Source organism: Streptomyces sp. NPDC002088 (assembly GCF_040296605.1).
Classification (GTDB): domain Bacteria; phylum Actinomycetota; class Actinomycetes; order Streptomycetales; family Streptomycetaceae; genus Streptomyces.
In genome coordinates, this window is sequence record NZ_JBEOXO010000039.1 from 16,856 (window position 1) to 37,665 (window position 20,810).

General features: G+C 67.4%; 13 protein-coding genes and 3 pseudogenes. 10 read left to right on the plus strand and 6 right to left on the minus strand.

Annotation, left to right across the window (positions count from 1 at the left end; translation table 11 throughout):
• Positions 1-222: 222 nt before the first annotated feature.
• Positions 223-1,514 (minus strand): annotated as a pseudogene (locus tag ABT114_RS45070) (molybdopterin-dependent oxidoreductase).
• 280 nt (positions 1,515-1,794) lie between these two features.
• Here ABT114_RS45070 and ABT114_RS45075 point away from each other — a divergent pair.
• The 3 genes from ABT114_RS45075 to ABT114_RS45085 are packed head-to-tail and all read left to right on the plus strand — an operon-like array spanning position 1,795 to position 4,627.
• Positions 1,795-2,271: a helix-turn-helix domain-containing protein gene (locus ABT114_RS45075; protein ID WP_351151618.1), complete on the plus strand. Its 477-nt coding sequence runs from the start codon at positions 1,795-1,797 to the stop codon at positions 2,269-2,271.
• A gap of 31 nt (positions 2,272-2,302) precedes the next feature.
• Positions 2,303-2,539: a hypothetical protein gene (locus ABT114_RS45080; protein ID WP_351151620.1), complete on the plus strand. Its 237-nt coding sequence runs from the start codon at positions 2,303-2,305 to the stop codon at positions 2,537-2,539.
• A gap of 27 nt (positions 2,540-2,566) precedes the next feature.
• A complete protein-coding gene (locus ABT114_RS45085) occupies positions 2,567-4,627 on the plus strand; it encodes a recombinase family protein (RefSeq protein ID WP_351151623.1) in 2,061 nt (686 codons plus the stop codon).
• A 52-nt stretch (positions 4,628-4,679) separates the two neighbouring features.
• Here the strand turns inward: ABT114_RS45085 and ABT114_RS45090 are convergent.
• Both ABT114_RS45090 and ABT114_RS45095 read right to left on the minus strand, forming a co-directional pair.
• Positions 4,680-5,159, minus strand: a pseudogene (locus ABT114_RS45090) (DDE-type integrase/transposase/recombinase); the annotation flags it as partial.
• On the minus strand, positions 5,149-5,697 hold the full coding sequence (locus ABT114_RS45095) for a transposase (RefSeq protein WP_351151626.1): 549 nt from the start codon (positions 5,695-5,697) through the stop codon (positions 5,149-5,151). The gene ABT114_RS45095 and the pseudogene ABT114_RS45090, both read right to left, overlap by 11 nt.
• 869 nt (positions 5,698-6,566) lie before the next feature.
• On the opposite strand from ABT114_RS45095, the gene ABT114_RS45100 reads away from it, so the two are divergent.
• Both ABT114_RS45100 and ABT114_RS45105 read left to right on the plus strand, forming a co-directional pair.
• Positions 6,567-6,965, plus strand: a complete 399-nt coding sequence (locus ABT114_RS45100) for an effector-associated constant component EACC1 (RefSeq protein ID WP_351151629.1) — start codon at positions 6,567-6,569, stop codon at positions 6,963-6,965.
• A 3-nt stretch (positions 6,966-6,968) separates the two neighbouring features.
• Positions 6,969-11,465, plus strand: coding sequence for a caspase, EACC1-associated type (locus tag ABT114_RS45105; RefSeq protein ID WP_351151631.1), 4,497 nt, complete (start codon positions 6,969-6,971; stop codon positions 11,463-11,465).
• Between the two features lie 137 nt (positions 11,466-11,602).
• On the opposite strand, the gene ABT114_RS45110 is transcribed toward ABT114_RS45105, so the two are convergent.
• The 3 genes from ABT114_RS45110 to ABT114_RS45125 all read right to left on the minus strand — a co-directional run bounded on the left by ABT114_RS45110 (position 11,603) and on the right by ABT114_RS45125 (position 15,587).
• Positions 11,603-12,562: a caspase, EACC1-associated type gene (locus tag ABT114_RS45110; protein ID WP_351151634.1), complete on the minus strand. Its 960-nt coding sequence runs from the start codon at positions 12,560-12,562 to the stop codon at positions 11,603-11,605.
• On the minus strand, positions 12,559-12,948 hold the full coding sequence (locus ABT114_RS45115) for an effector-associated constant component EACC1 (protein ID WP_351151636.1): 390 nt from the start codon (positions 12,946-12,948) through the stop codon (positions 12,559-12,561). The genes ABT114_RS45110 and ABT114_RS45115 overlap by 4 nt, the downstream gene beginning before the upstream one ends.
• A 2,054-nt stretch (positions 12,949-15,002) precedes the next feature.
• Positions 15,003-15,587, minus strand: a complete 585-nt coding sequence (locus ABT114_RS45125) for a GNAT family N-acetyltransferase (RefSeq protein ID WP_351151639.1) — start codon at positions 15,585-15,587, stop codon at positions 15,003-15,005.
• A 211-nt stretch (positions 15,588-15,798) separates the two neighbouring features.
• Between ABT114_RS45125 and ABT114_RS45130 the strand changes: the two are divergent.
• The 5 genes and pseudogenes from ABT114_RS45130 to ABT114_RS45150 all read left to right on the plus strand — a co-directional run.
• Positions 15,799-16,307 (plus strand): annotated as a pseudogene (locus tag ABT114_RS45130) (transposase); the annotation flags it as partial.
• 147 nt (positions 16,308-16,454) lie between these two features.
• Entirely contained in the window at positions 16,455-16,874 is a 420-nt protein-coding gene (locus ABT114_RS45135; RefSeq protein WP_351151641.1) for a hypothetical protein, read from the plus strand.
• Between the two features lie 466 nt (positions 16,875-17,340).
• On the plus strand, positions 17,341-18,015 hold the full coding sequence (locus ABT114_RS45140; RefSeq protein ID WP_351151644.1) for an urease subunit gamma: 675 nt from the start codon (positions 17,341-17,343) through the stop codon (positions 18,013-18,015).
• Positions 18,008-19,999, plus strand: a complete 1,992-nt coding sequence (gene ureC / locus ABT114_RS45145; protein ID WP_351151647.1) for an urease subunit alpha — start codon at positions 18,008-18,010, stop codon at positions 19,997-19,999. The genes ABT114_RS45140 and ureC overlap by 8 nt, the downstream gene beginning before the upstream one ends.
• A gap of 96 nt (positions 20,000-20,095) precedes the next feature.
• Positions 20,096-20,770, plus strand: coding sequence for an urease accessory protein UreF (locus ABT114_RS45150; protein WP_351151649.1), 675 nt, complete (start codon positions 20,096-20,098; stop codon positions 20,768-20,770).
• The last annotated feature ends 40 nt before the right edge of the window (positions 20,771-20,810 follow it).

Sequence of the window (20,810 nt, forward strand, 5' to 3'; positions counted from 1 at the left end):
CGACCCCGCCCAGCCCCCTCGTCACAGCCCGGTCCGCCCCCGCGTACAACGGGACGAGCACCAGATCGTGGAAGACCGCCGCACCCACGAACCACAGCACCACCCCGAACCAGTCGCCGGCGAGCAGCCGCACCCCGGCGTACCCGGCGAGCGCGAACGAACAGGCCAGCAGCAGGATCTGGAGCGGACTGCCCAGAACGGGCTTCCCCAACGGCCTTCGCATCACAGGTCTCCGAACGTCATCCAGGCCACCCACTTGGTGTTGAGCACGCCGGGCGCCGCGGGGACGATGATCCGCGCGGGGTAACCGTGGTCGGGGGTCAGATCCTCGCCGTTGGCGAACAGGGCCAGCAGGGAGCGCGGGTCGCGCACCTGGTTGTAGCGCAGGGCGCCCCGGCGAAACGCCCCGTGCCGCTGCAACGACTCCACCAGCACGTCGGGCGCCGCGCCCTCCTCGTATCCGACGAGCCGCGCCAACTCCCGCAGCCGCACTCCCCGCCACCACTGGTCGGAGGTCGACCAGCCCTCCACACAGGCGATGGGCAACTCGGAACTGTGGAGCGGGAGCCGCATGAGCTCGTCCAGGCTCAGCCGGACCGTGCGCCCACGCCCCTCGACGACCAGCCGCCATGTCTCCCCGGTCGTCTCCCGCATGTCGATGCCGACCGCCGCGGCCGTCTTGTTGATCTGGAAACCGCCGGGGCCGCTGCCCGGTTCGGGGCCGCCGTGCGGCGCGAGTACGGCCGACTCCCGCAGCGGCGCGTCGAAGCTGTGCCCGACCGTCGTGGCGAACAGCACCAGCGATCCACCACCCACGAACCCGACGGCACCACGCCGCGAGACGGTGGGCGGATCGGGATCCGGTGCCACCAACTCCTCTTCCGTTTCGGGACGTTGCCCCTCACCCCGGAGATGACGCAGATTGCGCAGCGCCATGGGAACCCGCAGCACCGCGTGCGCCACGAACGCCACGAAGAACACCCAGGCGCCGTAGAAGTGCAGCGGATAGAAGGAACCCGGGAAGATGTAGTCGAGCTGGACGTTCAGCACACCTGTCGTGAACTCGAACAGCGCGCCCCCGACCAGCAGGAGCAGCGAGACCCGCTCCAGCCCGTGTGCGAGCGACCGCACCGGCGGCAGCGTGAACAGCTTCGGCACGACCGACCACAGCTTCGCCAGCAGTACGGGGATCAGCGTGATCCCGAGCGTGACGTGGACGCCCTGCGTGAGGCGGTACAGCCACGACGGGTCGGTCGGCCAGGAAAAGAGATAGAAGCCGAGCAGGCCCTTGTCCGGGGTCTGATCGTTCACCGGGGCCAGGTTCGGGTTGTACGCGGCGTACGACAGCAGCCCCGTCACGAACAGCACCGTGATCCCGCCGAGCAGCACGAGCCGAGCGCCGAGGTGAACCAGGGACCACGCACGGGGCTGCGCCAGAACGTGGGTGAGGTGGGGAGCTTCGGCTTGCGCGTGTCCCGACCGTAGGCCGCGGGCTCTCCCGAACGGGTCGGCAAACGATGACAAAACTCTGACGTCCACCCCGGTGGACGCGCCACGGCGGATCTGGTGGCCGGGCTGTTGTCTGGCGGCCGGAACGGTGTCGGGGAGATGACGCCGTGATCGTCGTGGGATTGAAGCCGCTGCCGGGGGCGCTCGCAGGTGCCGCTGGGGGCGTGCGGAGGTTCGGGATGGTCCGTGGCCTGCTTCTTCCGCTTCTCTGCTCGGCCTTCGCGCTCTTGGCTGCGGTGGTGGGCGGTCTGATTCTGGGGACATCGGGATCGACGGGGAGGCGCGATGAGCCAGCCGGCAGACAAGAAGGCTGCACTGAAGGAGTTCCGGGCGCTCAATCCGCGGCCCGAAGCCGTGACCGACGAGGACTTCGCCGCTTGTCCGTTCCTGGACCCGGACGATGTGGTGCAGGTCAAGTACGAGATGGTGCGACGGGTGAGGGTGGACAAGGTCCCCGTGGCCCAAGCCGCTGCGGCCTTCGGGTTCTGCCGGCAGACCTTCTATGTGATCGCCGCCGCGCTGGACGCGGGCGGGCCGGCCGCGCTGGTGCCGGGCAAGCCCGGCCCGAAGGGACCGCGCAAGCTCACCGAGGAGGTCATGGCCTTCATCGAACAACTCCGGGCCGACGATGCCTCGGTGCGGTCGGCCCAGCTGGCGGAAGCGGTCTTGGAACGGTTCGGGATCACCGTTCATCCGCGGTCGGTGGAGAAAGCCCTGGCCAGGCGGCGCGAACCGCGCACTGCGGAGGAAGCCCATTACTGACGAGGCGGCAGTCGAGGTGGGTGGGGCCGAGGTGGCTGGAAGGTATGAGGACCTGCGGGCCGCGGTCCTCGGCGGAGTCGATGGGGGATCCCGGCACGGCTGGGCGGTGCTGGCCCGCTGCGGCATGGCCGCCTGGGTCAAGGCAGTCGCCCGAATCCCCGTTCCATTACCGGCCGTTCGGCACGCGCCGGCCGCGGTGGCGGGCGAGTTGGTGGAGGTGCTGGCGCGCATGGCATGGACGGCGGCCGGGGGCTGCCGCAGCGGATAACCACAGCGACGCGGCGAGGAGGGTGCGGTGAATATCGAGCAGAGTGGGAAGGTCACGGCGGAGCATCTGCGGCGGGACGCGTATCTGTATGTGCGCCAGTCCTCGCTCAAGCAGGTCGTCAACAACAGCGAGTCCACCCAGCGGCAGTACGCTCTTCGCGGCCGGGCCGTCGCGCTGGGCTGGGAGGACTCCCAGATCATCGTGATCGACTCCGATCAGGGCCGCTCAGGGTCCTCGATGGCGGGCCGGGACGGCTTCCAGCACCTGGTCGCCGAGGTCTCCATGGGACATGCCGGGATCGTCCTGGGACTCGAGGTGTCCCGCCTGGCCAGGAACAACACCGACTGGCACCGGCTGCTGGAGATCTGTGCGCTGTCCGGAACTCTGATCCTGGACGAGGACGGACTATACGATCCGCGGACTTTCAACGACCGGCTCGTGCTGGGCATGAAAGGCACCATGTCAGAGGCCGAACTCCACCTGCTGGCAGCCCGGTTGCGGGGCGGGCAGCTGGCCAAGGCCCGCCGCGGTGAGCTGAAGCAGGGCCTGCCGGTCGGTTATGTCCACGACTATGCCGACCGGATCGTCAAGGACCCCGACGCTTCGGTGCGGGCCGTCGTCGACCACGTGCTGGACCTCTTCGTGGCCACCGGCTCGGCCCGCCAGATCGTCAAGGCCTTCGCCGCCGGCCGTCTCACGTTCCCCTCCCGTATCCGCACCGGTCCCCACAAGGGCGAGCTGGTCTGGGGCCCGCTCAAGCACTGGCAGGTCCTCAACGTCCTCCACAACCCTCTCTATGCAGGGGCGTTCTGCTATGGACGGCGCAAAGTCGAGCGCAGTCCGGATGGCAGGACCCACATCCGGCTGCTGCCCCGCGAGCAGTGGGACACCCTCATCCCAGATCACCACGAAGGCTATGTGACCTTCGCCCAGTGGGAGTCGAACCAGACCGCACTCGCCGCCCAGGCCGCCTCCCGCGGCCTCGAGCGCACCGCGACCGCACCGCGCGAGGGGCCCGCGCTGCTGCAGGGCCTGGTGATCTGCGGCCGCTGCGGCCGGCGCATGACCATCGCCTATCACCTGCGGCAAGGCCGCGAAGTCTGCGACTACCGGTGCATGACCCACGCCATCCAAAACGGCGGCACAGTCTGCCAGCGCATCCCCGGCCCCGGCATCGAACAGGCCATCGCCACGCTGCTGTTGGACGAGCTGACCCCACTCGCCGTCGAGGCCGCCTTGAAAGTCACCGACCGCCTCGCCGCCCAGGCCGCCGAGGCCGACCGACTCCGCTCCACCCACCTCCAACGCACCCAGCACCGCGCCGACTTGACCAAACGCCGCTATCTCGCGGTCGATCCGGACAACCGTCTGGTCGCCGACAGCCTGGAAGCGGACTGGAACGCGGCCCTGCGCGATGTTGCCGCAGCCCGCAAGGACATCGAACGCGCCCGCACCGAAGCCGAACCCGTCAACGAGGCGCTGCGGGAGAAACTGGCCCACCTCGCCGGCGACGTGCACCGGCTCTGGCACGATCCGGGCACCCCGATGCGGGAACGCAAACGCATCGCCCGCCTGCTGATCACGGACGTCACCCTCACCAAGGCCGAACGGATCACCGCCCAGGTCCGGTTGTCCGGCGGCCGGCACCACACCCTCGACCCGTCTCTCCCGCTGGGCGGCGGGAAACTGTGGCAGACCCCGAAGTCCATCGTCGCCGCCATCGACACCCTCCTCGAGGACCATACCGACGCGGAGATCGCCGACATCCTCAACCAGCGCGGCCTGACCAGCGGCAAGGGCCTGCCCTTCCACCGCCTCCTGGTTCGCGACATCCGCGAGAACTACCAGCTCACAAGCCGTTTCGACCGGCTGCGGGACCGTGGCCTGCTCACCGCCCACGAACTCGCCGAACTCCTCGGCGTCAGCGTCCCCACCGTCTGGAAATGGCACCGTGCCGGTCTGCTCGAGGGCGAGAAGTACAACGACAAGAACGCCTGTCTTTACCCTCAGCCGGGACCCAACCCGCCCCGCGTCCAGCAAGGCGTACGCCTCGACCACCGCCGACCAGTAACGACGACCTCAAAGTGAACCCGATAGGAGAAGAGGTGCAGTGTGATGACAAGTGCTTGTCGTAGGCGTCACCGACCGATCCGATCGAGGCGGCAATGCCGGCAGCGTCCAGATGCTCGGCAAGCCGGAAACTCGTGTACTGCGACCCGGCGTCGGAATGATGGATCAACTCGCCCGGCTGGACGGGGTGTTGGTCGCGGTCGCGTTGCCAGATCGCCATCTCCAGGGCGTCCAGAACGAAGACCGTTTCCTTCACGGTGGCCGCGGACCAGCCGACGATCCGACGGGAGAAGGTGTCCACGACGAAGGCAACGTAGACGACACCGGCCCAGGTCTTCACGTGGGTGAAATCCGCGACCCAGCAGCGGTTCGGGGCGCCGGCAACGAAGTCCCGGTCCAGCAGGTCCGGGACCCGCTCGGCCTGCCCGCCAGGCAGCGTGGTGATGACGCGCTTGCCGCGGACCGCTCCGGCGATGCCCAGCTCGCGCATCAAGCGTTCGACAGTGCAGCGGGCCACCTGGTGGTGCTGCCGGTTCAGCTCACGCCAGATCTTCCGCGCCCCTTAGACACGGTAGTTCGCCTCGAAGACCTCGCTGATCCGCTCCTTCAGCTCGGCGTCCCGCACGGACCTGGCCGACGGCACCCTCTGGCGTTTGTGGTGGGCGTAGTAGGTGGAGGGGGCGATCTTGCAGTCGTGCTCGGTCAGCACGCGGCAGATCGGCTCGACACCGCCGAAGCGGTCCCGGTGCTCGTCGATGAAGGCTACGAGCGCGTGTGTGGCCGGTCGAGCTCGACGCGAAGAAAGACGCCGCTGCCCTGAGGATCTCGTTCGCTCGCTTCAGCTCGGCGTTCTCCTTCTTCAGCCGCTTCAGCTCAGCCGACTCTTCCGTCGTGGTGCCTGGACGGGCGCCGGCGTCGATCTGGTCCTGCCGGACCCACTTCCTGAGTGTCTCGGTCGTGCCGATGCCCAGTTTCTGGGCGACCGCTTTCATCGCGGCCCACTCGGTGTCGTACTCCGGCCGCACCTCGGCGACCATCCGCACCGCACGACGGCGCAGCTCAAGCGGGTACTGGGAAGGACGTGCCATGACTCGATCCTCTCAAATGATCGAGTCCCTACCGAACCCGGAGCGGTTCATCATGATCGTTGTCTCGCTGGTTGAACGCCGCAATGACAAGGCACGCATCAGCGACGGCAATCTGAAGACGGAGGCTCATCAGCGCTTCCTCTTGCCGAGAAATTCCGCGGCAGAGACAGAAAGGCCTGGATCTGCGTCGAATACGGCCCAGTCTCGTTTCCCACTTGACTCGGGCGAGATCATCAAAAGGCAAGCCTGCCGCCTGCGTTGGACCTCCTCAGGCGTAAGTTCGAGGAGCGCCGCTACGTCGCGGACAAACGCGTCCTCTGCGAGTGACTTGACTGAGCCGTCCCCCTCGGAGGCTGGCATGGGACCCTCCGATCTGCCGCACAGTGGACAAATTCCTTCTCCCCACCCTTTCATGATGCGCCTGCGTCACAGCTGCCGCCTGCGTGAGAGGCTGGGTCGACTGCCACAGCGAAAGATCACCTACCGGGGAACGCCAACTCCCCCGGGCCAGGTGCCGCATATCCGGCGGACAAGATCGCCTGGACTCGCGCCGATCTACATATCTGACCCAACGGCAACGGGAACCAACTATCACTGACTCAAGACTGCAGGAGGAACCGTCCCTGGTTACCAACCGATACGTGATGTCATCTCAGGCAGTCGCCTGACGACCGCGCCGCCCTCAGAACCTCCCGGAGTGTTGATCCCGTGCGGTTCGTGTCGTCCGTTGTTCAAACTGTGCCTACCGAGAGGAAGGTCATGCCAGAAATAGATAACTAGTAGGCATATAAGCCTGCTTGAGGATTGCGCCCCGTTAAGTGAGTGCAGTATCTCGTCATACACAGGGAGTGACGGCATCGGGGGGACCGGTGAGCGAGACAGTCCGGATCGAGATCCGCGGCGGGGTTCCAAGCGATCTTCTGCGGTCGATTCACGCTGCGCTAACACATGAGCCCCAATGGCGCGGACGGGTCAGCTTCGTCGAGGCGCCGCAGCAGCCGGAGGGGCTGGGCGGTCTGATCGAGGCGCTTGCCGTTGCCTTGGCTCCTGGTGGGGCCGCGGCGGTCCTGGTGGGTGCTGTGGTGTCGTGGGTCCGGCGGCAGTCGGTCGGGGACGTGGTGTGCAGGCTGAGCCGGCCGGACGGGACGTCGGTGGAGGTGTCGGCGCCGCTGGCGCGGAGCCTGCGCGGTGCGGATGAGGTCCGCGCCTTGGTGGAAGATCTCACCCGCCAGTTGGAGCACGGTTCCCGCACACCGGACGGGGAGTAACGGATGGGGACTCTCGGTGCGGCCGACGCCCGGGTCCTTCTGGCGGGATGCGGCACCTACAGTGCGGACTCGGGCCTGGAGGACGTGGCCGCGGTCGCGGCCAGCGTCCACGACCTGGGGCAGGCGCTGGTGGAGCGGTGCGGCGTGGACGAGGCCAACGTGCGTGTGGTGCTGGATCCCCAGGAGCCCGGGGAACTGGGACGGGCCGTCGCTGAGGAGATCGGGCGGCAGGCCGGTGTGCTCTGGTTCCACTACGTGGGCCACGGTCTGGTCAGTCCGAGCGGCCAGCTGCATCTGGCGACGGGGAGGACTCGGACGGAGCCGGGGTGGCTTGCGCATACGGCGCTGCCGTACGCGTCAGTGCGTGATTCGCTGCTGCTGAGTTCGGCGAGTGCTCTGGTGGTGACACTGGACTGCTGCTTTTCCGGGCGGGCTGTCGGGTTCCTCGGGCCGGGGCCGGAAGGGCTGGAGGCCGATCTCGCACAGATCGACGGCGGGTTCGTGCTGGCTGCCGCGGCCCGGGAGGAGCTGGCGCTCGCGCCGAAGGGAGCGGTGCACACGGCGTTCACCGGCGAGCTGATCAGACTGCTGTTGCAGGGGGACCCTCAGGCGGGGCCGCAGCTGACGCTGCTGGGGACGGCGCACTCCTTGAGGCGGATCCTGGACGAGCGGGGGTTCCCGGTCCCCCGTCAGCGGGTGAGCGGACGGGCAGGCGAGCTGGTGCTGTGTGCCAATCCCGCCTACCGGCCGCCGGCGGACAGCGAGCCGGCCGGCGAGGCACAGGACAATGCCGGGACGGAGACGGTGGCAGTGTGTCCCTACCCGGGTCTGGTGCCGTTCGGCCCGAAGCAGGCGCCGTGGTTCTTCGGAAGAGGAAAGCTGCTTGAGCGGCTGACCGCGCAGCTGGCACAGCGCATGGATGCCCCGGAGCTGCTGGTGGTGGTCGGCCCTTCGGGCGCGGGGAAGTCGTCGCTGCTCGGTGCCGGTCTGGTGCCGGCGCTGGGACGGGGGGATCTGGGTCTTCTCGGCTCTGCCACCTGGCCCCATATCCGGTTCACCCCGACGAGCCGGCCTGTGGCGGCTCTGGCCGCGGAGCTGGCCCGTCTGAAGGCGGGTGAGGACGCAGAAGCGATTGCGGCCGCCGTGCAGGCGCGCCCTGAGTACGTGTGCGAGTCTGTCGGGAAGATCCTCAAGAGCAGGGCAGGAGGGCAGGGCACCGAGCGGACGCGCCTGGTGGTCATTGTCGATCAGTTCGAGGAGGTCTTCACTCTGTGTGGGGACCCCGGGGAGCGTCAGGCATTCGTCCAGGCCCTGAGCGCGGCCGCCAAGGACGCGGACGGGGCAGGGCGTGCACTGGTGGTTCTCGGCGTGCGGGCGGACTTCTACCCCGAGTGCCTGGCCCGGCCGGAGCTGGAGCAGGCACTCGAACAGGCCGTGGTGGTTGGTCCTTTGACACAAACCGGCCTGGCCGAGGCCATCACCGCGCCTGCGCAACTGTGCCGTCTCAAGCTCCAGCCCGGGCTGGTCGACGTCATGCTGCGCGACCTGGGGCTGAAAGCGGAGAGCGACGAGGGTGAGGAGACAGAGGAAAGCGACGGGGCCGCGGATGCGGGAGCGCTTCCGCTGTTGGCTCATGCGCTGCAAGCAGTGTGGGAGCTGCGTGAGAACGGCACGCTGACGCTCGCGGGCTACCGTGACGCGGGGGGAATCCATGGCGCGATCGCCGCCACGGCGGACGCCTGTTACGACGCTCTGGAGACGGAAGCCTTCCAGGATTTGGCGAGGACGCTGCTGCTGCGGCTGATCCAGGTCACCGACAAGACCGAGACCCGGCGCCGTATGCGCCTGGCCGATCTGCTCGTGGACCTACCTCTGCCGGATGCGGCGCTCGTGCTGGACGCTCTGACGCAGGCCCGGCTGATCACCCGGGACACCGATGCGGTGGAGATCGCCCACGAAATCCTCATCCGGGCCTGGCCGCGGCTGCGCACCTGGGTGGAGGACGACCGAGCCGGTCTCCTGATCCGCCAGCGTCTGGCGGCCGCTGCACGGTTGTGGCAGGAAGCCGGGCGCAAAGACAGCGAACTGCGCCAGCAGACGGTCCTACTGCGTGAGGAGGTCGCCTGGGCGGCTGGCTCACCCGCCCATCTGCGTCCTACCGCCGTCGAGCAGGACTTCCTGGACGCTTCGATGTCCCTGGAGCGGCGGCGCGCCAGCAAACGGCGTGTGCTGGGTATAGGAGGCAGCCTGCTGCTGGTGCTGGCTCTCGTGGCCGGGCTGCTGGCCTGGCAGCGCTCCCAAGCTCTGGCGACGAACCAGCGGCAGGCGGCCGCCCGCAACATTGCCGCACGGGCCGACACCCTGCGCCGGTTCGATCCCCAGACGGCGATGCTGCTGAACGTCGCCGCGTGGAAGACCGCGCAGGTGCCCGAGTCGCGATCCGGCCTGCTGACCGCCACCGTGCAGCAGGACCAGGACACCTTCTCCCTGCCCGATCTGCCCGAGCCCCAGGTTCACTTGTCCGGGGACAGCCGTGTGGTGATGGACGTCGACGAGTCCGGCACCGCGCACGTGTGGGACGTTGCGACCAAGAAGCTCACCAGCAAATTCGTCGTGCCCGTGCCTCACACCAGCGGTGCGGTGCGCGGGGCTGTCATCAGTTTCAACAGGCGGGTGATGGCCGTCCAGTCGGGTGAGGGAGTGCGGCTGTGGGACGTCGTGCACGGTCGGCAGACAGCGCAGATGGTGGGCGACGGGGACAGCGAACCGCTGGCTCTGGACGCCTCCGGCCGACTTCTGGCCTTGAACGCCGGCGACCATGCGGAGGTCTGGGACACCGTCACTCACCGCCGGCTGCTCCAGACACCGGACCCTGCCACCACAGCAGAATTCGCTCAAAGCGGCCGTCTGGCGCTGTGCGACTGGCCACGCGATGAGGGACCTCAGGGCGCGGCGCTGGAACTGTGGGACGTGTCGGCCCGACGGAGCACCCCTCGGCGCCTGGCCTCTTCCGTCGTGTGTGATGAGGGCTCCTGGCACTTCAGCCCCGACGGAAAACTGCTGGCAGCTGCCGTCTTCACCTCAGGGGTATCAGCCGGCCAGTTCATGCTGTGGGACACCCGCACAGGCCGCTCGCGGTCGACTTTCTCGTCGTTTCACGTCCTCGGCCCCGGTTTTCCGTTCTCCATCTCCGTCGCGTTCACCCCTGATGGGACACGACTCGCACTCGCTGACGAGCAGGAGATCACACTGGTGCCGTTGAGCAATCAGGGCATTGACGAAGCGACCTACCCGCTGAGCAACGAGGACGCCAGCTTCGCGGCCTTCGCTCCGGACGGTCACACGCTGCGTTTTCTGCGCGGTACCAATGCCGGACCGGCTGTCAGGTCCATCGCCATGTACAGCGGAGCAGGCCGTACGTTCTCCGCTAGGGCCGGAGCGAGCGTGATCAGTGCCGATGGGCAGGTCATGGCCGTGCAGACTCCTGACGGCAAGCGCAACAAGGTACGCATCGCCAACCCTTCTACAGGCAAGGCCTATGGACGGGTCCTGACGACCGGCCGCGGCACCGGCGGTGCTCCCGGAGTCTCCGACACCAGTGCGATGGTGCTCAGCGCTGACGGACGGATTCTGGTGGTCGGCGACCCCGCAGCATCCACGGCAACAGTGTGGGACACACACACCTACCGCAGGAGGGGGCTGGTCTTCTCGTCACCAGTCAAGACAGGGCCCCCGTTCCGACCAGGCGGAGGCCTGCTGCTGAGCGCCGACGGTACTGTGGCGGCTGCCGCACTGAACGACGGCCGCACCGTGCAGGCCCTGCAGGTGGACACCGGTGCTGTGATCCGCACCATCCGGAATGTCGCGGGCAATCTGCTGGCCATCAGCGTCGACGGACATCGTCTGGTGTCGGATGCCGGCGAGATCATCGACGTGGCATCGGGGCGGATACGGAAAATCACCCTTGCCCGCTACGCCACGGCTACACAGGTTGCGTTCAGTCCGGACGGGTCACTGCTGGCCGCGACCGACTACGCCGGAGGTCTGGCGCTGTGGAACAGCACAGCCACCAAACGGCTGACCTATCTCGACGGAGGGAATGCCTACTCCTTCGGCAACGGCATGCGCTCCAGCGGCGGCCTGTTGGCCTTTTCCGCAGACGGTCACCTGCTGGCAGCTCAGGAGCCTCTGGCCCCCAAGGTCACGCTCTGGGATACCCGCACGCTACAGGCACTCGGTGCCCCGCTTCCGCTGCGTAAGACTCTGACCGTCACCGGCTTGGCCTTTGGCCCCGGTGAACGAAGCCTGCGTGTCGTGGGGCAGGACGATGCGATCTCCTGGGAGCAGTCGGCATCTCGGCCAGGCGTCTTCCTCGTCCAGACCGCGCTCGCCCCGGACGTTCTCGTCACAGCCTTGTGCAAACGGGCCGGGCGTGATTTGACGCGCGCCGAATGGGCTTTGTACATCCCGGACTTGCCCTACCGGCATGTGTGCGCCTGAAGGATGTCCACCAAGCCGGCAGGATTCGGAAGTCCAGAGCGCGGCCTCAGCTGGACACAGACCCGGCCGGGCGAGGAGCGGCAGGCCTGCCGACGGACAAGGCCAACGAGCTGGTCAACTTGCCACGCAATGGAGACTCAGCGACCCCTACTCGCGTCGGAGCCAAGTCCTAGGGAGTCGGTCGTGATCGATGCGTAGAGGTCCTTCGAGTGAGCCACCAACATTCGCTGCTCGCCCACTGTGAGCAGCGGATGGTCCCCGAGCTTGGCCACTCGCCGGGCAAATTCAGCACGAGCAGCGAGGCCTTCTGGGGTGAGCGCCGTACCGAACGCGGTGTTGCGAACGAAGGAGATGCTGCCGCTGTGGTCCGTAGCACGCTGCCGCGGACGCTCCAGATCCCAGTCCGGGTTGTACGAATCCGTGGGAGTGGTGGGGAGCATCGTAGACAAATGGTGGAACACCGTGTGCAGATCAAGGTTCGGTGGACCGTCCGGAATTCCCCGTTCGAAGAGTCGGAGCAGAGCTCCAGTGAAAACCGTGTGCCTATCAGTCAACTCATACCGCGCGTTGCCGGTCTTGCCTGTGGCGCAGAGGACATGGACGTCTCCCGCGTTCGGATCGTCCAGGGCTCGGCCAGCGAAGCAGCAGTCGAGGACGACGACGGATTGTTCTGCTTGCAGAGACCGCAAACGGCTGAAGACGACGCCGATAGGCAGACCGGTGCGGATTCTGTCGGCGTCCTCGTCGATCGAACCGCGGAGTGACAGAAACAGCTGCATGAACCCGAGCCCGCGGCCTTCGAAGGACTCCTGCAGGCCGTGGCCCACGTAGTAGAAGAGCACCACATCCGGTTCATGGCGTGCTATCCGGTTCATCGGCCCGAGGATGTCCTCAGTGCTTCCGGGGTCCATGACAGTGATCACGTGCTCCTTACGGAACAGCCCTGTCGGCCCGGTCAGAGCACGCCCGAGGTCCTCCACGCTCGTTATGGCCTGGGGAATCTTGGGCAGACTGGGAGAGTCATACTCCGAGGCGCCCACAAGAATTGCCCACGACCTCTCTCGGTCCAGCAGTCGCGTCGGCAACGGCAAGGTCATCCGGCCCCCTCACACGGCAAACAGTCCCGCCGGAGCTGTTCCTGCAGCCTTGAGGCGTCCGCTGCGCTTCGCACAGTACCGCTGATCACTGCACCGTTCGGACAGGTCACACTGACGGTGAAGTTTTCAGGGGCACGCCGTGGGGTCAGCCAGTTCATCCACCCGCCCACCATCCCCAGCGCTGCGATGAACACCCGTGGGTCCTCGGCGAACATGCGCAGGAAGTCTTCAAGCCCACCCATCTGGCCAGGTTTAGTAGGCTTCTTCACCGCCTCGATCTTGGCACGAGCCAGCTTCTCCGTGTCCTTGAGGTAGCCCACCAGGCTCTTCACGTGGGCTGCGACCTCTTGGTCATCTCCGTCGAAACGAATGGTCAATTCAGACACAACGGACCCCCCTGACGTCGATGGAACCGAGACTCGTGCGGCACCTCTCCATACCGAGGATCCCGGGCGCCACCTCAGGCACAGGAGGCATGAGGAGGGACAGATCCCCTCTTGCAATGAACTCAGCTGAAATTTGAGGGTAGTGGGGCGATGTCGCTTTGACCATACGACGACAAGTAACTCCGTTACGGCACAAGGAAGATGAAGGGGTTCAAGGGAGGTGGATGACGACCAGCGTTCGTGGCGCAGGATCAGCCTGCACTCGCTGCTATCTGCAGTTCTGGAGACGCTTGTCTCCAGTTGCTGAGGGTGCGTCGGGAACGGGAGAGCTCGGGAAGAGATCTGTCAGCGCCAAGACACACGAGTCGAGGAGACCTGGAGACTTCTTCCTCGGCCTCGAAGGCCAGACGTACGTCGCCATCTGTTCCTCCAGCACCGCGAACGTACGCGATGGACCGGCGTGGGCGCCGTCGGCAACCGGATCGACCGGGCGCCAGTGGGCTGCCCGCATCGTTGCCGAACTCCGCCTCGTGCACAACCTGTTCAACCTCAGAAGTAGCGCACCGAGCGGCAAAGGTCCGTAAGGAGTCTCCCTTCTCCTGCGCGGCGACAGCCGACCAGCGTTCAGTGTTCCTGCGCACGCGCGGCGCCCAGGCGACTGCTCGCGGACTGGATGAGCAGACCGCCAAAGTTGGATAGACCGTACCGGCGAGCGAGCCAGTATCGTCGCGACTGTGCTCGGCCTGATCACCGCGCGTGAACTGGACCGGTCGGCTCACTCGTAGACGGCGACGAGCCGCCCCACCACTTCGCCGCGCTTGAGCCGCTGCGGCGCGCCACCGTCGTCGACGCACTCTTCGACCTCGCCGACACGATCATCACCATGCGCAGTCTGATCCGGCGGACATGGACGACTCACCCCTGGGACAAACGCCCGAACCACCGACCATGATCGCCGCGCACCGCCAGCACTTCGACCGCTGCCCCAGACGACTCCAGCAGTGGTACAGCGGCAGAACACCGGGGATCCGGATTGGGTCTGGCGGACCGTGGTCGGCGGCTTCCGCAGGTTCCTCGCCGTTCAAGGCAAACGGTCGGCGAGGCCGAGTGCCGCTGGAGAAGGAGGCTGTCAGTGCCTCCCGTGATAATCACCTCGCCACGTTGACCGCGCCGATCGGAGGCACCTGTTGTCCACGCTCCATGAGTTCACGACCTGGGAGCCTCTGCTGCACATCCTGCGATCCGCTCACACCCCGACGCCGGGCGCCCTGGGCGGTCACGTCGCCGGACGGATCGGCACCCACGCGTACAGCGTGCCGATGCCATGGGGAACGATGTTCACCATGCACGGGCAGGCGTTGGCCAGGGCGTCCGCTAGCGGGCTCTGGCAGAGACCGGGCCATGCTGGCACGAGGCCGCTTCGAGCCGTCATGGATCTTCAAGAAACGGGGCCGCTTCGAGTCGTCATGCCAGAGCCCGTTTGACGACGCCGTAGCCAGCGCTACGGGACGTCCACTACGGGACTGTTCACGAGAGCCCCTGGCCAGGCATTCCGGAGGCGACGGAGGTCGTTTCCCAGCACTGTGGCGCTGCCGCTCGATGTTGGGTTGGTGATCGAGCGTCTGCACACGGCAGAGTGGTGTGGCGACTGAGCTGTGGGCGCACGCCCTGACCTGGGCAGAAGTGGATCCGTTCCGGCATCCGTTCGAGCTGGATGAGGATGCGGCAAAGGAGTTGGCTGGTCGTGTCGCGCCCTTGCTGCCCGACGCCGATGCCGCGGAGGAGAAGCGTTGGCGTTCGCTGGATCCTGTCACCGAGTTTCTGGTGGACCGGCAAGCGTCGCCGACATCACGTGGAACATCTGGGAGGTCAGAGCTCCTGATCGAGCGTCCTCGCGGTCGGTCGCAGGCCGGCAGTCCGGTAAAAGGTGTAGGCGCCCTCGTTGAAGTCCCAGACCTCCGTCACCAGTCGTCGACAGCCAGCGGTCCGGCCGAGTTCACGGTGACATCGCTGCCAACGATCAGATCTGGACTAGACAGCTTGGGCGCGGCGCCCTACCGGGGCGCATCGCCTGCCTGTCCCTGGTCCTGATTGAAGATCCGGGCGAGCGTAGGCACCCAGAAGCGCAGTTTGCCGCTGCGGGCGCCTTCGTACACACCGCCACAGGCTTCGATCACCTTGCGAGACGCGGTGTTGTCCAGGTCACAGGTGATCAGGGCCGACTCGATGCCCAGCTTGCGGGCGAGGGGGAGCGCGGCGCGCAGCATCGCCGTGGCGTGGCCGCGGCGGCGGGCTGTCGGCCGGACGTAGTAGCCGATGTGACCGTTGCGTTCCAGCAGCGCCGGTGTAAGAAAGTGGCGGATCGCCACCCGTCCCAGGTAGGTGTTTCCGTCGACGTACCAGAACGTGCTGCGAGGGACATACCCCTCCGGGTTCCCTGCCACCTCGGCGTCGGCGAGGATCCCGTCGACGTACTCGGCGAAGACCTGCGGGTCCTGCCACCGGGGGCCGTACTCGCGAATAGCCCTGCCCAGCGTGGAGTCGTCATCAGGACCTCCCCGCCCCTCTGCCTGGAGCTCGCGCATCGCATCCACATACGAGGCGTGCAGGCGGAAGTCGGGGCGGATCAGCTCTGGCACTGGACCATCATGTCACCTGGGCCTGACGCGGACAGAAGCCCCCCACCAGCCCAGACCTGATGACCTGGGCCGAAGCATCGTCGGCAGAGACCGGTGCTTGGCCGAGAATCCGCCTCGCCCGAACGAGCAATAGACGGCAGTCCGTGATGACATGTCGCCTCCGGCCTGCCACCTTCTTGCCCGCGTCCCAGCCTCGGCCACACGCACCTGAGGCAGGCGCGGCGTCACCCCGGTGGTGACGGTCAGCGGCCGCCGCTCCGGACGCCTGTCGGTGGCCGGGCTGACCGCCTGGCGGCCGGGCTTCCGCACCCGCCTGTGCCACCGCGTGCGCGCCCACGCCGCGGGCAAGGGCGAGCGCCGCAGCACGGGCGAGCGGGACTACCTCGGCCCCTTGGACGGCGTCCACCAGCCCCTCGAGGCGCCGGTCGTGCTCGTGTGGGACCGGTTGAGCACCCACGTCTCCCGCGAGATGCGGCGCCTGATCGCCGAGCGTGAGTGGCTGACGGTGTTCCTGCTGCCTGCCTACTCGCCGGACCTGAACCCGGTCGAGGGGTGTGGGCCCACGTCAAGCGCAGCCTGGCCAACCTCGCCGCCGTCGCCCTCGACCGCCTGGAAGCACTCGTACGCAACCGGCTCAAGCGCCTCCAGCACCGGCCCGACGTCCTCGACGGCTTCATAGCCGGAACCGGCCTCCCCCTCAGCACTCCAACGTCACCCTGACAAGCCGCCCGCGGGCGGCTTCACCCGCGCACAGCTCGCTGCTTGGGACGTTCCCTGGCCAAACACCTGTGTGGCCGGCTTCATCGCCGGCCTCGGCCACCTCATCGCCGACCTTCAGGACACCGCTGACACGCAGGAGCTCCCGGCATGATCCGATCGTCCACCCAGGCCCGGCTCGACGACGTGCTCACCCGCCTCCTGGCCGCCCAGCCGACCGTGACCGACAGCGCGTTGACGGTCCGCATCCTTTGCCAGGAAGCCGGAGTCGGCCGGCACGCCTACTACCGCGCCGATGACACCTTCAAGCAGAAGTTCGCCCAGGCCCGGGACAACCGGGACGCCCACCAGCCCAAGGCCGTCCGCCTCCGCGAACAGATCCGCCAGCTGAAGCGCGACAAGACCAAGCTTCGGCGGGAACCTGCGCAGACCGTGCAGGCCTTGCAAGAGACCATCCGCGCCTACGCGAACCAGTTCCAGGTCCTCGCCCTGCGCAACGCCGAAATCGAAATCCGAGGCCGCCAGCCTGCGGCACGCACTGGAGAACGCCACCGGAACCCCGCGCCTTGACGCGCGCAGCGCACGGGCGGCACCTCACCATCACGGGCGACGGCCGTGAACCGGCCACTGCCGATATCAGATGTCTGCGTGGCGTGCCGGTTCCTGATCGGGCATCGGCACTGAAGGAGCGGTATGTGATCACCGAAGGGGGCGGCTCCCGTCCGGCCGCCAGTGCGCCCCTCAGCGAAGGGCCCACTGCCTCGACGCAGAAACGTTCGCGTGTCACGCCCCTAAGGGGGGGCGAATCCTGCTGGCCGGGAATCGTCGATTTGCGCTCCAAAATCTCTTCCCTTCCGCTCTCGACGAAATGTTCGCCCCGCCGCCCGTCCGTAGTGAAAGCGAAAGTTCCACGTCAACGCGCCAGCCCGGGCTAGGACGATCGGACCTGACGCAGCGTGGCCCGGACCTCTGGCTTCAGTGAGCCCGGCGCTCGCGCCGTCGACAGACGTTCGTCCCTGGAGCCGAGAAGGGCACTATGCATTTCACTCCCCATGAGCAGGAGCGCCTGCTGGTCCATGTGGCGGCCGGCGTGGCGCGGCAGCGCAGAGAGCAGGGAATCAAGCTGAACTACCCGGAGGCGGTGGCGTTGTTCACCGCATACGTCTACGACCAAGCGCGGATCGGTCGCAGCGTCGGCGAGATCATGGAATCCGGGCGGGGGATCCTGACTCGGGACGACGTCATGGACGGTGTCCCGGAGATGATCGACAACGTCCAGGTCGAGACCACGTTCCCGGACGGCACGAAGCTGGTGACGATCCACGACCCCTTCGACGCGCCGCGCGAGGAGATCGAACTCCACCCCGGCAAAGTCGACTTCGTCGACGAGGCAGTGCCTTTGAACCCAGAGCTGGACGTCACCGAGATCGTGGTGCACAACCCGACCGACCGGCCGGTGCAGGTCGGGTCGCACTACCACTTCTATGAGGTCAACGTAGGGCTCAAGTTCGACCGGGCACCGGCGTACGGCAAGCGGCTCAACGTCGCGGCCGGCACGTCCGAACGGTTCGAGCCGGGTGATCGCCGCACGGTGGAGTTGGTGCGCATCGAGGGCGAGCGGAAGGTGCTGGGGCTGCGCGGGCTGGTCGGTGGGGTGCTGCAGGACCAGGCCCCGGACGACTCCGACGGTGAGGGAGCTGACCGTGGCTGAGCGGAAGAACACCAGGACGACCAAGCGCGAGGACTACGTAGACCTGTTCGGCCCGACGACCGGGGACGAGATCCGGCTGGCGGACACCGCGCTGCGTATCAAGGTCACGGATGACTGGTCAGGCGGTCTCACCAAAGATCTGGCGGACCCTCCGCCAGATCCTGCGGCCGAGGACGACTGCCCTGACAAGGACAGGAGCAAGGTCAGCCCGCTGGCGAGCAGGAGCGGGCACGAGGTGGTCTTCGGCGGCGGAAAGGTGATCCGTGAGTCGATGGGCCAGTCGGCGACGCCACGCGGCGACGGCAAGGACGGTCCACCGGACACAGTGATCACCGGCGTGGTGATCCTGGATCACTGGGGCGTGGTCAAGGCGGACGTCGCGATCCGGGACGGGAAGATCAGAGCCCTCGGCAAGGCGTACAACCCGGAGACCATGAGCAAGATCCACGAGGGCCGGACGGACGGGCCGACGGACTTCGTGATCGGCCCGGAGACCGAGGTGATCTCAGGCAAGGGCCGCATCCTGACCGCGGGCGGGGTGGACACCCATGTCCATTTCATCTGCCCGGAGCAGGTCGGGGAGGCCCTCGCGTCCGGGGTGACGACCCTGATCGGTGGTGGCACCGGACCGGCCGAGGGGTCCACCGCGACCACGGTCACCCCCGGCAAGTGGCACGTCGAGCGTCTCTTCAAGGCGCTCGACGAGTTCCCGGTGAACGTCGGCGTGCTGGGCAAGGGCAACACCATGTCCCGGGAGTCGATGCTCGGCCAGGTGAAGGCCGGCGTGATCGGCTTCAAGATCCACGAGGACTGGGGCGCCACCCCCGAGGTCATCGACACCTGCCTCAAGGTGTGCGAGGGCAGGAACAGCCCAGGGGACGACGACCGGACGGTCGTACCCCTCTCCAACAACGTGCAGCTCGCCCTGCACGCGGACTCGCTGAACGAGGCGGGCTTCGTGGAGAGCACCAAGGCCGCGTTCAAGGACCGTCCCTTGCACATCTTCCACATCGAGGGCGCCGGCGGCGGCCACGCCCCCGACATGATCACCCTGTGCGGGGAGGACAACGTCCTGCCCGCCTCCACCAACCCGACGCGCCCCTTGACGGTCAACACTGTCAAGGAGCACATCGACATGATGATGGTCTGCCACCACCTCAACCCGGAGCTGGAGGCCGACCGAGCCTTTGCCGACTCCCGTGTACGCCCCTCGACGATGGCGGCCGAGGATCTGCTGCACGACATGGGCGCCATCTCGATCATGTCGTCCGACGCGCAGGCAATGGGCCGCATCGGCGAGATGATCATGCGGACCTGGCAGACCGCCCACGTGATGAAGACCCGCTACGGACAGCTGCGCGAAGGCACCGCCGATCAACAGGAACAGCAGCGGCACGAGGCAGACAACTTCCGCGCCCGCCGCTACGTCGCCAAGTACACGATCAACCCGGCCATCGCCCACGGCGCAGACGACCTGATCGGCTCCGTGGAGACCGGCAAGCTGGCGGACCTGGTGCTGTGGGAGCCAAAGTTCTTCGGCGTGAAGCCGCACCTCGTCCTCAAGGGCGGGCAGATCGCCTACGCGCAGGTCGGTGACGCCAACGCATCCATCCCCACCCCGCAGCCCGTCCTGCCCCGCCCGATGTGGGGCTCTACAGGAAACGCGCCAGGCGCAAACTCGGTCAACTTCGTCAGCCCGCAGGCCACGGTCACCGCGCAGGAACTCGGCATCAGCAAGTCCCTGTACGAGATCAAGGACACCCGCCAGGTGTTCAAACGGCACATGGTGCTCAACGATGCCACCCCGGACATCAGGGTCGACCCGAACACCTACGAGGTGTTCATCGAGGACGTCTGCATCACTGAACTGCGCCGGCAGAAGGAGGAACAGGCGCAGGCCGACGAGGCGCTGTGCCCTCAGCGGCCCGCCCCCACGCACTACGCGTCGGAACTCCCCATGGCTCAGCGCTACTTCATCTTCTGACCGTCTGGCGGACGACGGGGGCGGGCGGCCCGGCAGGCCGGACGTCGTCTGTCCCGTCTTTCCCGACGCATGCTCGAAAGGCATGGCCACCCGTCCATGAGCCCTACTGCTCTCCTCGTCCTCGCCGACGGCCGTTTCCCGGCAGGAGACCATGCGCATTCCGGCGGCGTCGAGGCCGCCGTCGCCGCCCGCGCCGTCCACGATCCCGCCACCCTCTACGCGTTCTGCCGTGGCCGCCTGCACACCGCGGGGCTCACCTCCGCCTCACTGGCAGCAGCGGCCGCCGCCGGATGCGACCCGCTCGTCCTGGACGAGGCCGCCGACGCCCGTACGCCCGCCCCGGCGCTGCGGGCCACGGCCCGCAAGCTGGGCCGGCAGATGCTGCGGGCAGCCCGCGCGGCCTGGCCGTGCGAGGCGCTGGAGCGGCTTGCACGCGATCTGCCGGGCGGCGCCCACCAGCCCGTAGTGCTCGGCATCGCCGCCCACGCGGCCGGCCTCACCGCGTTGGATGCCGCACATGCCGCGGCCTTCAACCACGTCACAGGCCCCGCCACCGCGGCCGTACGGCTCCTCGGCCTCAACCCGTTCGATGCCACCGCGGTCCTGGCCCGTCTCTGCGATGACGTCGACGCCGTGGCCCGCCGGGCCGCCGACGCCGCCGCTCGCGTCGCCGACGAGGGAGTCGGCGTCCTGCCGGCGGCGTCGTCGCCACTGCTCGACATCACCGCCGAACAGCACGCCGCCTGGCCGATGCGCCTTTTCGCCTCCTGACGCCGCACCCGAACTCTCTGCACACCCGAAGGAGCTCACG